The sequence below is a fragment of the Streptomyces sp. PA03-5A genome (assembly GCF_033792725.1).
Taxonomy (GTDB): Bacteria; Actinomycetota; Actinomycetes; order Streptomycetales; family Streptomycetaceae; genus Actinacidiphila.
Genome location: NZ_JARAVL010000001.1, coordinates 31,490 through 43,596 on the forward strand (window position 1 = coordinate 31,490; position 12,107 = coordinate 43,596).

Here is a 12,107-nt window from a genome sequence, read left to right on the forward strand (position 1 = left end):
AGGTCATCTCATGTTCGCGCGAGTGTAGTGCCGGGCCGGCGGGCCGCCAAGGGATACGGACGCATCAGGGCGCGGTGCGGCGTGCCTGCGCGATGCGCTCCCGGTACCAGTGGTAGGAGGCCTTCGGCGTCCGCCGCTGGGTCGCGTAGTCGACGTGGACGAGCCCGAAACGCTGGTGGTAGCCCTCGGCCCATTCGAAGTTGTCCAGCAGCGACCAGGTGAAGTAGCCGCGGACGTCGACCCCGCGGGCGTGCGCGGTCTCGACGGCCTCGATGTGGGTGCGCAGGTAGTCGATGCGGGCCTCGTCCCGGACCTCGCCGTCGTCCGAGGGGTGGTCGGCCTGGGAGCAGCCGTTCTCGGTGATCCAGACGGGCGGGAGCGCGGCCCCGTACCGCGCGTCGAGACCGGTGAGCAGTTCGGTGAGGCCGTCCGGCACCACCGGCCAGCCGAAGGCCGTGCGCGGGTACGGGGGACCGGGGACGGCCGCGTCCGGTTCCAGGATGTCGAAGGGCAGGCCGGCCTCCGCCGAAGGGGCGGCGATCCATGTGGGGTTGTAGTAGTTGACGCCCAGGCCGTCGAGGGGCGCGGCGACCACCGCGAGGTCGCCCTCGTGGACCACGCCGCCCCACGTCGGGTCGGTCAGCCCGTACGCGGACAGGTCGGGGTAGCCGCCGAGCAGCAGCGGGTCGGTGAACAGCCGGTTGTGCAGCGTGTCGTAGGCCGCGGCGGCGGCGTGGTCGGCGTCGGTGGCGCCCTCGCGGGTCCGCACCGGGGTGCAGTTGTTGGCGATCAGCACCTGCGCGGGGACGGCGGCGTGCGCGCGCAGCGCGGCGGTGGCGAGCCCGTGCCCGAGCAGCTGGTGGTGGGCGACGGGCAGCGCCTCCAGCATCAGGGCGCGGCCGGGGGCGTGGGTGCCGAAGGCGTAGCCGAACACCATGTGGACGAAGGGCTCGTTGAGGGTGATCCAGCGCGTGACCCGGTCGCCGAGGCGCCCGGCGACGACGGCCGCGTACTCGGCGAAGTGGCGGGCCGTGTCCCGGTTCAGCCAGCCGCCCCCGTCCTCCAGCGCCTGCGGGAGGTCCCAGTGGAAGAGGGTCGGCGTGGGGGTGATGCCGGCGGCGAGGAGTTCGTCCACCAGGCGGTCGTAGAAGCCGAGTCCGCGCGGCTCGACGCGGCCCCGGCCCTCCGGCAGGACGCGCGGCCAGGAGATCGAGAAGCGGTAGGCGTCGAGCCCGAGGCCCTTCATCAGCGCCACGTCCGCGGTGTGGCGGTGGTAGTGGTCGCAGGCGACCTCACCGGTGTGGCCGTCGCGGACCGCACCGGGCCGGGCGCTGAAGGTGTCCCACACGGACGCCCCCTTGCCGTCCTCGGCGACGGCGCCCTCGATCTGGTACGCGGCGGTGGACGCACCCCAGCTGAAGGAGGCGGGAAGCGGGGACATCGGGATCCTCTCCTCTGCCGTACGCGGAGAACATGAGGGTTGCTCATGTTGGGCCTCGCCAACGTACACCCGATCCGGCAGAGTGGGACCATGCAGGCACCCACCGATCCGTCCGGCCCCCTCCGCCGTCGCCCCGTGCAGCAGCGCAGCCGGGAACGTTTCGACCGGATCCTGGACGCCTGCGCGCACCTGCTGGACGAGGTCGGCTACACGGCGCTCACCACCAAGGAGGTGGCCCGGCGCGCCGACGTCCCGATCGGGACGCTGTACCAGTTCTTCCCCGGCGTCGACGGGCTGCTGGGCGCGCTGGCCGAACGGAACCTGGGGCACTTCGCCGACCGGCTCGCCCGCCGGGTGGAGGCCGAACGCCCGCCGCGGATCGGGGCGATGGTGGACCTGGCGATCGAGGAGTACGTCGCGATGCGCCGCGCCGTACCGGGCTTCGGCGTGGTGGACTTCGGGGCGATCGGCCGCGAGGACCCCCGCAGCGTCCACCTCCTCGACGCGGTGCTGGAGAACAACGCGGCCGTCGCCGACCGGCTCTGGTTCCTCGTCGGCGGGCTGCTCGGCGACCAGGACCAGGCCGCCGCGCGCGTGCGGCTGCACGTCGCCCTCGAGTCCGCCGACGCGGTCCTGCGACTCGCCTTCCGCCGGGACCCCGAGGGCGATCCGGTGCTGATCGCCGAGTGCAAGCGGCTGCTGCGGGGCTACCTGGGCGGGTGACGGACACGCCGGAGCCCCGTGGTGCCGTCAGGGGGCGTCACGGGGCTCCGGTGGGTGTGTGCTGCCGGCCGGTGGTGTGCCGGGGTCAGCTCTTGCGGGCGGTGACCTCCTCGGTCAGCTGCGGCACCACGGCGAACAGGTCACCGACCACGCCGTAGTCGACCAGCTCGAAGATCGGCGCCTCCGGGTCCTTGTTCACCGCCACGATCGTCTTCGAGGTCTGCATACCCGCCCGGTGCTGGATCGCACCCGAGATCCCCGCCGCGACGTACAACTGCGGCGACACCGACTTACCCGTCTGACCCACCTGATTGGTGTGCGGATACCAGCCCGCGTCCACCGCCGCACGCGACGCACCCACCGCCGCACCCAGCGAATCAGCCAGCGCCTCGATCACCGCGAAGTTCTCCGCACCACCCACACCCCGGCCACCGGACACCACGATCGCGGCCTCCGTCAGATCCGGACGCCCCGTCGCCTCCCGCGGCGTACGCGCCACCACCTTCGTACCCGCGGCCAGCGCACCGAACTCCACCGCCAGCTCCTCCACCGCACCCGCCGCCGAAACAGCCTCCACCGGCGCAGAATTCGGCTTCACCGTGATCACCGGAACACCCGTGGTGACCCGCGACCTCGTCGTGAACGACGCCGCGAACGCCGACTGCGTCGCCACCGGACCCTGCTCACCGGCCACCACATCCACCGCATCGGTGATGATGCCCGACCCCAACCGCAACGCCAGCCGCGCCGCGACCTCCTTGCCCTCACCCGACGACGGCACCAGCACCGCCACCGGACTCACCACCCGCGCAGCCGCCTGAAGCGCATCCACCTTCGGCACCACCAGAAACTGCGCGAACTCCGCAGCCTCATTGACCAGCACCCGGGTCGCACCATGCTCACCCAGCACACCCGCGGTCGCCTCCGCACCGGCACCCAACGCGAGGGCCACCGGCTCACCCAGCCGACGCGCGATCGTCAGCAACTCCAGCGTCGGCTTGCGGACCGCACCATCCACATGATCGACATAAACGAGGACTTCACCCATGGGACTACCTACTCCTGCGAACTCGATGGAAGACGCTTCAGATGAACTTCTGGCCCGCGAGGAACTCCGCGAGCTGCTTGCCGCCCTCGCCCTCGTCCTTCACGATCACACCGGCCGTCCGCGGCGGACGCGCCACCGCCTCATCCACCGTGCTCCACGCACCCGCCAGACCCACCTGGCCCTCATCGACACCCAGATCCGACAGATCCAGGGACTGCACCGGCTTCTTCTTCGCCGCCATGATCCCCTTGAACGACGGATACCGCGCCTCACCCGACTGATCCGTCACCGACACCAACGCCGGCAACGACGCCTCAAGCAGCTCGCTGGCGGAGTCACCATCCCGACGACCCGTCACGATGCCGCCCTCTACCTTCACCTCCGACAGCAACGTCACCTGCGGCACACCCAGCCGCTCCGCCAGCAACGCCGGCACCACACCCGCCGTCCCATCGGTGGACGCCATCCCCGTCACCACCAGATCGAACCCCACGTGCTCGACCGCCTTCGCCAGCACCAGCGACGTCCCCATCACATCACTGCCATGCAAACCGTCGTCCTCGACATGGACCGCCTTGTCCGCACCCATCGACAACGCCTTGCGCAACGCGTCCTTCGCATCCTCCGGACCCACCGTCACCACCGTCACCTCGGCGCCGTCCGCAGCCTCCGCGATCTGCAGCGCCTGCTCCACCGCATACTCGTCCAGCTCCGACAGCAGACCATCCACCGCATCCCGATCCGTGGTCAGATCCCCCGCGAAGTGACGATCACCCGTGGCATCAGGCACGTACTTCACTGCGACAACGATCCTCAAGCTCACTTGATGTCCCTCCACACTCTCGGTTTGCTGATTACGGCAGGTTGCGGGCCATGACGATGCGCTGGACCTGGTTGGTGCCCTCGTAGATCTGGGTGATCTTGGCGTCGCGCATCATCCGCTCCACCGGGTAGTCCCGCGTGTACCCGTAACCACCAAGCAGCTGCACCGCGTCCGTGGTGATCTCCATCGCCGCGTCCGACGCGTAGCACTTGGCCGCCGCACCGAAGAACGTCAGGTCCGCGTCCGAACGCTCCGACTTCGCCGCCGCCGCGTACGTCAGCTGCCGCGCCGCCTCCAGCTTCATCGCCATGTCAGCCAGCATGAACTGGATGCCCTGGAACTCGGCGATCGCCTTGCCGAACTGCTTGCGCTCCTTGACGTAGCCCTTGGCGTAGTCCAGTGCGCCCTGCGCGATGCCGATCGCCTGGGCCGCGATCGTCACGCGCGTGTGGTCCAGGGTGCGCATCGCCGTGGCGAAGCCCGTGCCCTCCGCGCCGATCATCCGGTCCGCGGGGATCCGTACGTTGTCGAAGTACACCTCGCGGGTGGGCGACCCCTTGATGCCCAGCTTCTTCTCCGGGGCGCCGAAGGACACGCCCTCGTCGCCCTTCTCCACCACGAAGGCCGATATCCCCTTGGAGCGCCTCTCCGGGTCGGTCACCGCCATGACGGTGTAGAACTCGCTCACGCCCGCGTTGGTGATCCACCGCTTGACGCCGTTGAGCACCCAGAAGTCCCCGTCGCGCACCGCACGCGTCTTCATCCCCGCCGCGTCGGAGCCGGCCTCCGGCTCCGACAGGCAGTACGAGAACATCCCCTCCCCGCGTGCGAGCGCCCCGAGGTACTTCGCCTTCAGCTCCTGCGAGCCCGACAGCTGCACCGGCAGCGAGCCCAGCTTGTTCACCGCCGGGATCAGGGAGGAGGAGGCGCACACCCGCGCCACCTCCTCGATCACGATCACCGTCGACAGGGCGTCCGCACCCGCGCCACCGAAGGCCTCCGGCACGTGCACCGCGTGCAGGTCGTTCGCCTCCAGCGCGTCCCGCGCCTCCTGGGGGAACCGCCCGAGCTCGTCCACCTCGGCCGCGAACGGCGCGATCTTCGCCTCGGCCAGCGAACGCACCGCGTCCCGGAGCATGTCGTGCTCCTCCGACGTCCGGAAGAGGTCGAAATTGTCACTCACGTCCGTTACTCCAGTCCGCGTCAGCTTCCATGGCATCGAGTACCCTCAATTATGCACACTCAGTGCCATCGATCGACTGACCCCCGGTGTTAGGTTCGCCTCCATGACCACGAAGCCCCCGATGCGGGACGCCCTCGTCGCAGCGGCCTTCCAGCTCTTCCTCGAACGCGGCTACGAGGCGACGACGATCGACGACATCGTCACCCTCGCCGGCGTCGGGCGCCGGTCGTTCTTCCGCTACTTCCCCTCCAAGGAGGACGTGGTCTTCCCCGACCACGAGGGCGCGCTCGCCGACATGACCCGCTTCCTGGAGGCCAGCGCCGACACGGACGACCCGGTGACGCGGGTCTGCGACGCGGCGCGCCTGGTGCTCACCATGTACGCCGAGAACCCGACCTTCTCCGTGCAGCGCTACCGCCTCACCAAGCAGGTGCCCGGGCTGCGGGCGTACGAACTCTCGGTCGTGTGGCGCTACGAGCGTGCGATCGCCGACTACCTCGGGGCCCGCTACGCGGACCGCCCCGACGGCAAGCTCCGCGCCGACGTGATCGCGGCGGCCGTGGTCGCCGCCCACAACAACGGCCTGCGCACATGGCTGCGTTCCGGTGCGGAGGGCGACGCCGGCGCGGCCGTGGACCACGCGATGGAGTTCGTCCGCGCCGCCTGGAACGGGGACGGCGCCCCCCGGCAGGGCACCCCGGAGGCGGAGGACGACGTGGTGATCGTGATCACCAAGCGGCGGACGCCCATGTGGCGGGTCGTCCGGGAGATCGAGGCAGGCCTGACGGAGGAGGACTCCCTCACTTAAGGCACTGAGTGCCTTTTCAAAGTGCACTGAGTGCCATATCGTGTGCGCCATGAATGACCGGACTCTCGACGCGCACGACGAATCGGTTGACGGCGGGCTGCTGGTCCAGCGCTGCCGTTGGTGCGGCAACACCGCCTTCCAGCGCCTCCTCTGCCCCACCTGCGCCTCCACCGAGCTCGACGAGGTACGCAGCGACGGCACGGGGGTGATCGTCCGCTCGATGCGGGACGCCTCCCTCGTCGACCTCTCCGAGGGCTTCTCGGTACGGGGCCGGATCGTCGGCGCCCTGCCGATGCAGGTGCGCAGCGGCGCCCGCGTGCGGGTGGCCCGGACGGAGCGCGCCGATGCGGGCGAGCTCGTCTTCGAACTCTGCGAGCCGCCGGTGTCCCCGTACACCTGGTAGTCGCCCTGGCCCCGCAACGCGCCCCCGGCCGGGCCCCCCGACGGGCCGGTCCCGTGGGTCAGTTGTGCTCGGGGTGCTGGTACTGCCGGGACTGCAGCAGGTACATCTCGCGGAAGTCGCCCGTGCCCGCGCCCGGCCGCATCAGGTCGGCGAAGGCGCCGTGCTCGACGACGCGTCCCCCGTCCAGGACGTAGATCACGTCGGCGTGGCGGACGCTGTGCAGGCGGTGCGTGATCAGGACGACGGTCTGCCCGTCGGCGGCGAGCTCCCGGATGAGGTCGAAGACCCGCTGCTCGGCCTGGGCGTCCAGGGCGCTGGTCGGCTCGTCGACGATGAGGATCCGGGCGTCGCGGTACTGGGCCCGGCTGAGCTGGAGCCGCTGCCACTGGCCGCCGGATATCTCGTGACCGCCCTTGTACCCGCGGCCCAGCAGCGTGTCCCAGCCGCGGGGCAGGCCCGCGACGACCTCGTCGGCGCCGGAGTAGCGGGCGGCGGCGTCCAGGCGCTCGTCCGTCAGCAGGGCGTCGGGGCGGCCGATCCCGACGTTGACCCGCGCGGTGAACGGCCAGCGGTAGGCGTCCTGCGAGACCAGCGCGATCCGGTCGGTGATCTGCCGCCGGTCGGCGTCGGCCGCGTCGACGCCGTCCCAGCGGATCCGTCCGGAGTCCGGCGTGTACAGCCCGCACAGCAGCTTGGCCAGCGTGGTCTTGCCGCTGCCGTTGCGTCCGACGAGGGCGACGACCTGGCCGATGGGGATGGTGACGTCGACCTCGCACAGGGCCGGCGGCCGCACGAGCGGGGTGCCGGGCGCCGCGGCGGCGGTGACCGGGTAGCTGAAGGTGACCTTCTCGAAGCGGACGGCCTCGACCCGCTCCGGCAGGTCGAGCCCGCCGCGCGGGATCACCCGGCGGTCCGCCTCGGCGCACAACCGCTCCAGGTCGGCGACGAACAGCGCCTCCTCGTGCAGGTAGCCGAGTTGGACGACCAGCCGGTCCAGGGCGGAGGACCCGGTGCGGATGGCGATCACCGCCGTGCCGGCCACGGACAGCCCCATCGCCCCGCTCCACAGCAGCGTCCCCAGGGCGCCGTACGTGGCCGCCGTCGCCACCCCGGTCCACGCCGAGGCGACCAGTCCGGTGCGCGCCGCGAGCCGCGCGAGCCGGGTCTGCTCCCGCTCGCCGTTCTCGGCCATCGCCCTGAAGTGCCCCAGCAGGAACGGCCCCAGGTCGTGGACGCGGACCTCGGGCGCCGCCTCCGTCTCGATCAGCAGGCGTCCCAGCAGTTGCCCGGCGCGGGCGTGCTGCACCCAGTTGTGGAAGGAGATGTAGCGGCGGCGGGCGATGGTGAGCGCGCTCCAGGCGCTGGGCAGGGTCATCACCGCCAGCAGCGGGAGCAGCCCGGGGTGCAGGACGGTGAGCACGCCGGCCGCCGCGACCAGCGAGATCAGCGCGTTGACCACCGACGAGCAGAAGTTGATCATCCGCCGGGCCGACGCGGCGCCCCAGGACGCCGAGTCGAGCAGCTTGTGGAACTCGTCGTCCTCCACGGCCGCGAGCTCCACACGGGCGACGCGCTCCAGGTACATCTCGGTGGCCGCCCGTTCCACGGTCGGCTCCAGTTTGCCGGTGCCGGCCGTGGAGACCGAGCGCAGCACCGCCCCGGTCAGTGCGGCCGCGGCCACGAGCACCAGCGCCGGGGCCGCGCCCGTGAGCCGCTCGGCGGTCCCGCCGGGTACGAGCAGCCGGGCGAGCACCCAGTTGACGGCGACCAGGCCCACCGCCTGGGCGACACCGCGGCCCGCCTCGGCCAGCGCCACGACGCGCAGGGCCCGGGGATCGGCCCGGTGGGCCAGCCGCACGGTGGTCGCGACGAGCTGCGGGAGCCGCCGGAGCATCGCCCGCAGCCCCAGTTCCAGGAAGGAGCCGTCGTGCTTGTTCCAGCCCATGTCGTACCGCAACGGCCCGCCGAACAGCAGCCGTTCGGACTCCGACACCTCTTCCGGCGCGAGGACGTCCGGGTTTCCCGGGGCTTCCTGCCGCTTCCGCCTGGTCATGAGCGTCCCCCTCGGCGGCGGCCGCGGCGCGGTGCCGTGGCGGCCTTCCCACAGGGTGCTCCTCACGGCGGCGCCGTGTGGCCCGCTCCCGTCAGTGCGCCCCGTCCCCGCTCCCGGTGGTCCCGTTCCCGCCCCCGTCGGCGCCGCCTTCCGCCCAGGCGCGGTAGGCCTCGACCGCCGTCGGCAGGGTGGGGAAGATGCGCTCCCGGCCCACCGACCCGGTCAGGCCGTACGCGTCCAGGTCGTCCAGCAGGTCCTTCTTGACGCGGGCGAGCGCGAGGACGATGCCGCGGGCGGCGAGTTCGCGGCGCAGGGCGTCCAGGGCGTCCAGGGCGGTGATGTCGACCTCGACGTTGGCCTCGGTGTTGAGGACGAACCACCGCACCGGGTCGTGCTGCCGGTCGACGGAGGCCAGGGCCCGGCGGCGGAAGTCCTCGGCGTTGGCGAAGAAGAGCGGCGAGTCGTAGCGGTAGACGAGCAGACCGGGGATCGTGCGGGCCTGGGGGTAGTCGTCCACGTCGTGCATGCCGGCCAGGCCCGGCACCAGTCCCTCGACGGCGTCGTGCGGGCGGGCCACCCGCACCAGCATCTCCGCCACCGACAGGGCGACGGCGACCATGACGCCGTACAGGATGTCCAGGGCGAGCACGCCCACCAGGCACGCGAGGGCCAGCGCCAGTTCGCGGCGGCGGAACGACGCCAGACGGCGGAAACCGGCGAGGTCGATCAGCCGGCAGGCGGCGAAGACCACGATGGCGCCGAGGACGGTGGAGGGCATCGCGGACAGCGCCGGGTTGAGGAACAACAGGACGCAGACCACCGCCACCAGCGTCACCAGGGAGTACAGCTGGGTCCGGCTGCCGGCGGAGACGCCGAGCGCGGTGCGGCTGGCGCTGCTGCTGACCGGGAAGCCGTGCAGGACGCCCGACCCGAGGTTGGCGGCGCCCAGGGCGAGCAACTCCTGGTTGCTGTCGAGGCGGTCGGCGTCCTGTCCGGCGAAGGCCCGTGCGGTGAGCACGAAGTCGGTGTAGCCCACCAGCAGCACGCCCACCGCGGGCAGCAGCAGGTGGGCCAGGTCGCCGGGGGTGGGGAGGGCCGGCCGGGGCAGTCCGGAGGGGACCTCGCCGATGACCGCGATGCCGTGCGCCTCCAGCCCGAAGACGCCGACGACGACCGTGCCGGCGACCACGGCGAGCAGCGGACCGGGCGCGCGGGGGACGTACCGCTGGGCGAGGAAGAGGAAGAGCAGCGCGAACGCGGCGAAGGCCACCGTCCCCGCGTGCGCCTGCGGCAGGTGCGTCACGAAGGAGACCAGTTGGGGGAAGAACTCCTCTCCCGTGACCGGCACCCCGGTCAGCTTGGGCAGCTGGTCGATGATCATGATGCAGGCCACCCCGGCGAGGTAGCCGACGAGCACCGGGCGCGACAGCAGGTCGGCGACGAAGCCCGCCCGTACCGCCCACGCCACCACGGCCAGCAGGCCGACCACCACGGCGAGCGCAGCGGCGAGCACGGCGTAGCGGCCGGGGTCCCCCGCGGCCAGGGGCGCGACGGCGGTCGCCGTCATCAGCGCGGTGGTGGACTCCGGGCCGACCGACAGCTGCCGGGACGACCCCAGCAGGGCGTACAGCGCGAGCGGGGCGAGGGCGGCCCACAGCCCGGCGACCGGCGGCAGCCCGGCCAGTTCGGCGTACGCCATGACCTGCGGCACCAGGTACGCCGCCACCGTGACGCCGGCGAGCAGGTCGCCGCGCAGCCATGCCCTGCGGTAGCCGACGAGGGTGGCCAGGCCCGGCAGCAGTCCGCGCCAACCGCGCTTGGCGGCGGACCTCGCGGGCGGCGGGGCGGGCTTGGAGACGGCGGACGGCATGGGCCCATCCTCCCCGACGACCCCGTGTTGGGGCCGGTCGGCCCCTCCTCGCGCTCCCGGGTGGCGGAGGACCCTGGAGGTGACGTCGTACCGGACGAGAGGGAGGACGGCGATGACCACCACCACGACGGGCCTGCTCGACGCACTGCCCCCGGAGACCCGCGGGCGACTGCTGGAACTCGCGCGCGACGTGTCCTTCCCGGCCCGGGCCCGGATCTTCGAGGAGGGGCACCGGGCCGACCGCTTCTGGATCATCCGTACCGGCTCGGTCGCCCTCGACCTGCACGTGCCCGGCCGGCAGCCCGCCGTGGTCGAGACCCTCGGCCCGGGTGACCTGCTCGGCTGGTCGTGGCTCTTCCCGCCCTACTCCTGGCACCTCGGCGCGCGGGCCCAGAGTCCGGTGCGGGCCGACGAGTTCGACGCCACGGTCATACGGGCGCTGTGCGAGGCCGACGCGGTGTTCGGGCGCGCGGTCGCGCGCCGGGTCGCGCAGATCGTCGCGCACCGGCTGCAGGGGGCCCGCACCCGGCTCCTTGACCTGTACGGTCCGCAGGGCAGCGGCAGCACGGTGCACTGACGGGCGCATGGTCCGTTCGGCCCTGTCGCCGCGGGGCCGCCCGGGGGATGATCCGGGAGTGACCGGGGGATCGGGCGGCAGCGGTGGCGGCGGAGCGCGCGGGCGTGTCTTCTTGATCCCTGTGGACGGAGGAACGCCGGCGCGGCGGGTGCGCGGGCCGGGCGGCGCGAGGCCGCGGGATCGGAAAGAGACGCCCTGGGGGCCGGGATGAGTGAGGCACGGGAGTTCACGGAGCAGGCGCCGATCAGGGTGTTCCTGGTCGACGACCACGAGGTGGTACGGCGCGGCTTGCACGATCTGCTCGACGCCGAGCCGGACATCGAGGTCGCCGGGGAGGCGGGCACGGTCGACCACGCCCTGGCGCGCGCCCCGGCACTGCGGCCGGACGTGGCGATCCTCGACGTGCGCCTCCCGGACGGCGACGGTATCAACGTCTGCCGGGAGCTGCGCTCGCGCATGCCCGGGCTGGCCTGCCTGATGCTGACGTCCTTCGACGACGACGACGCCCTGCTGGACGCGATCATGGCCGGTGCCGCCGGCTACGTGCTGAAGCAGATCAAGGGCTCCGACCTGGTCTCCGCCGTCCGCACGGTGGCGTCGGGCCAGTCGCTGCTCGACCCCGCGACCACCGCCCGCCTGATGAACAGCCTGCGCGAGCAGGAGCAGCCGCCGGAGCCGCAGGACGAGGCACTGGCCGGGCTGACCCCTCGCGAGCGGGAGATCCTGGAGCTGATCGGCGAGGGACTGACGAACCGGCAGATCGGCAAGCGGCTGTTCCTGTCCGAGAAGACGGTCAAGAACCACATCTCCCGGATGCTGGGCAAGCTCGGCGTCGAGCGCCGCATCCAGGCCGCCGTGCTCGCCACCCAGCACCAGCCGTCCGGCGGCCCGCAGGGTTCCGCCCCCTGAGACGCCGGGACTCCGCGCGCCGGTGAGCGGCGACCGCTCGGCGTGGGCACCACCGTTTCCCCGCGCCGAGTGGGCACCATCGGCAAGCACCGGTCCTGCTGGGCAGCGCCCGTGGCCCCCGCCTCGCGGCGTCGGCGCGCACCGAGGCGGAGCAGACGTGACCGCCGCGGCCCGTACTCGCCACCCAGGCCCGGCCGTCGCCCGGCCCACAGGGTTCCGCCCCCTGAGACGCCGGGACTCCGCGCGCCCGTGAGCTGCGGCCCCCAGCG

Annotated in this window: 11 protein-coding genes; 5 read left to right on the top strand and 6 right to left on the bottom strand. The window is 72.3% G+C overall.

What is annotated here, in order from left to right; genetic code table 11:
- Positions 1 to 64: 64 nt before the first annotated feature.
- Positions 65 to 1,441 carry a GH1 family beta-glucosidase gene (locus PV410_RS00185; RefSeq protein ID WP_500321512.1) on the bottom strand — a complete coding sequence of 459 codons (1,377 nt, stop codon included), beginning with the start codon at positions 1,439 to 1,441 and terminating at the stop codon, positions 65 to 67.
- Positions 1,442 to 1,531: 90 nt separating this feature from the next.
- On the opposite strand from PV410_RS00185, the gene PV410_RS00190 reads away from it, so the two are divergent.
- Positions 1,532 to 2,164: a TetR/AcrR family transcriptional regulator gene (locus PV410_RS00190; RefSeq protein WP_500321513.1), complete on the top strand. Its 633-nt coding sequence runs from the start codon at positions 1,532 to 1,534 to the stop codon at positions 2,162 to 2,164.
- Between the two features lie 85 nt (positions 2,165 to 2,249).
- Here PV410_RS00190 and PV410_RS00195 read toward each other — a convergent pair whose 3' ends face one another.
- The 3 genes from PV410_RS00195 to PV410_RS00205 are packed head-to-tail and all read right to left on the bottom strand — an operon-like array spanning position 2,250 to position 5,218.
- Positions 2,250 to 3,212, bottom strand: a complete 963-nt coding sequence (locus PV410_RS00195) for an electron transfer flavoprotein subunit alpha/FixB family protein (RefSeq protein WP_500321514.1) — start codon at positions 3,210 to 3,212, stop codon at positions 2,250 to 2,252.
- A gap of 37 nt (positions 3,213 to 3,249) precedes the next feature.
- Positions 3,250 to 4,035 carry an electron transfer flavoprotein subunit beta/FixA family protein gene (locus PV410_RS00200; protein WP_500321515.1) on the bottom strand — a complete coding sequence of 262 codons (786 nt, stop codon included), beginning with the start codon at positions 4,033 to 4,035 and terminating at the stop codon, positions 3,250 to 3,252.
- A 31-nt stretch (positions 4,036 to 4,066) separates the two neighbouring features.
- Positions 4,067 to 5,218: an acyl-CoA dehydrogenase family protein gene (locus PV410_RS00205; RefSeq protein WP_500321516.1), complete on the bottom strand. Its 1,152-nt coding sequence runs from the start codon at positions 5,216 to 5,218 to the stop codon at positions 4,067 to 4,069.
- A 103-nt stretch (positions 5,219 to 5,321) separates the two neighbouring features.
- Between PV410_RS00205 and PV410_RS00210 the strand changes: the two genes are divergently transcribed.
- Together PV410_RS00210 and PV410_RS00215 are read left to right on the top strand one after the other, a co-directional pair.
- A complete protein-coding gene (locus PV410_RS00210) occupies positions 5,322 to 6,026 on the top strand; it encodes a TetR family transcriptional regulator (RefSeq protein WP_500321517.1) in 705 nt (234 codons plus the stop codon).
- A gap of 49 nt (positions 6,027 to 6,075) precedes the next feature.
- A complete protein-coding gene (locus PV410_RS00215; protein ID WP_500321518.1) occupies positions 6,076 to 6,429 on the top strand; it encodes a Zn-ribbon domain-containing OB-fold protein in 354 nt (117 codons plus the stop codon).
- 58 nt (positions 6,430 to 6,487) lie between these two features.
- On the opposite strand, the gene PV410_RS00220 is transcribed toward PV410_RS00215, so the two are convergent.
- Both PV410_RS00220 and PV410_RS00225 read right to left on the bottom strand, forming a co-directional pair.
- Positions 6,488 to 8,482 carry an ABC transporter ATP-binding protein gene (locus PV410_RS00220; protein ID WP_500321519.1) on the bottom strand — a complete coding sequence of 665 codons (1,995 nt, stop codon included), beginning with the start codon at positions 8,480 to 8,482 and terminating at the stop codon, positions 6,488 to 6,490.
- Positions 8,483 to 8,573: 91 nt separating this feature from the next.
- Positions 8,574 to 10,352, bottom strand: coding sequence for a SulP family inorganic anion transporter (locus PV410_RS00225; RefSeq protein ID WP_500321520.1), 1,779 nt, complete (start codon positions 10,350 to 10,352; stop codon positions 8,574 to 8,576).
- A gap of 112 nt (positions 10,353 to 10,464) precedes the next feature.
- On the opposite strand from PV410_RS00225, the gene PV410_RS00230 reads away from it, so the two are divergent.
- Both PV410_RS00230 and PV410_RS00235 read left to right on the top strand, forming a co-directional pair.
- The gene (locus tag PV410_RS00230; RefSeq protein WP_500321521.1) at positions 10,465 to 10,929 is read left to right on the top strand and encodes a cyclic nucleotide-binding domain-containing protein; all 465 of its coding nucleotides are present in this window, start codon (positions 10,465 to 10,467) and stop codon (positions 10,927 to 10,929) included.
- Positions 10,930 to 11,136: 207 nt separating this feature from the next.
- Positions 11,137 to 11,838: a response regulator gene (locus tag PV410_RS00235; RefSeq protein WP_500321522.1), complete on the top strand. Its 702-nt coding sequence runs from the start codon at positions 11,137 to 11,139 to the stop codon at positions 11,836 to 11,838.
- Positions 11,839 to 12,107 lie beyond the last annotated feature (269 nt).

What these genes read in the sequence shown, in the direction of transcription:
- PV410_RS00185 (WP_500321512.1), bottom strand. Translation starts at nt 1,441, where the DNA reads ATGTCCCCGCTTCCCGCCTCCTTCAGCTGGGGTGCGTCCACCGCCGCG.
- PV410_RS00190 (WP_500321513.1), top strand. Translation starts at nt 1,532, where the DNA reads ATGCAGGCACCCACCGATCCGTCCGGCCCCCTCCGCCGTCGCCCCGTG.
- PV410_RS00195 (WP_500321514.1), bottom strand. Translation starts at nt 3,212, where the DNA reads ATGGGTGAAGTCCTCGTTTATGTCGATCATGTGGATGGTGCGGTCCGC.
- PV410_RS00210 (WP_500321517.1), top strand. Translation starts at nt 5,322, where the DNA reads ATGACCACGAAGCCCCCGATGCGGGACGCCCTCGTCGCAGCGGCCTTC.
- PV410_RS00215 (WP_500321518.1), top strand. Translation starts at nt 6,076, where the DNA reads ATGAATGACCGGACTCTCGACGCGCACGACGAATCGGTTGACGGCGGG.
- PV410_RS00220 (WP_500321519.1), bottom strand. Translation starts at nt 8,482, where the DNA reads ATGACCAGGCGGAAGCGGCAGGAAGCCCCGGGAAACCCGGACGTCCTC.
- PV410_RS00225 (WP_500321520.1), bottom strand. Translation starts at nt 10,352, where the DNA reads ATGCCGTCCGCCGTCTCCAAGCCCGCCCCGCCGCCCGCGAGGTCCGCC.
- PV410_RS00230 (WP_500321521.1), top strand. Translation starts at nt 10,465, where the DNA reads ATGACCACCACCACGACGGGCCTGCTCGACGCACTGCCCCCGGAGACC.
- PV410_RS00235 (WP_500321522.1), top strand. Translation starts at nt 11,137, where the DNA reads ATGAGTGAGGCACGGGAGTTCACGGAGCAGGCGCCGATCAGGGTGTTC.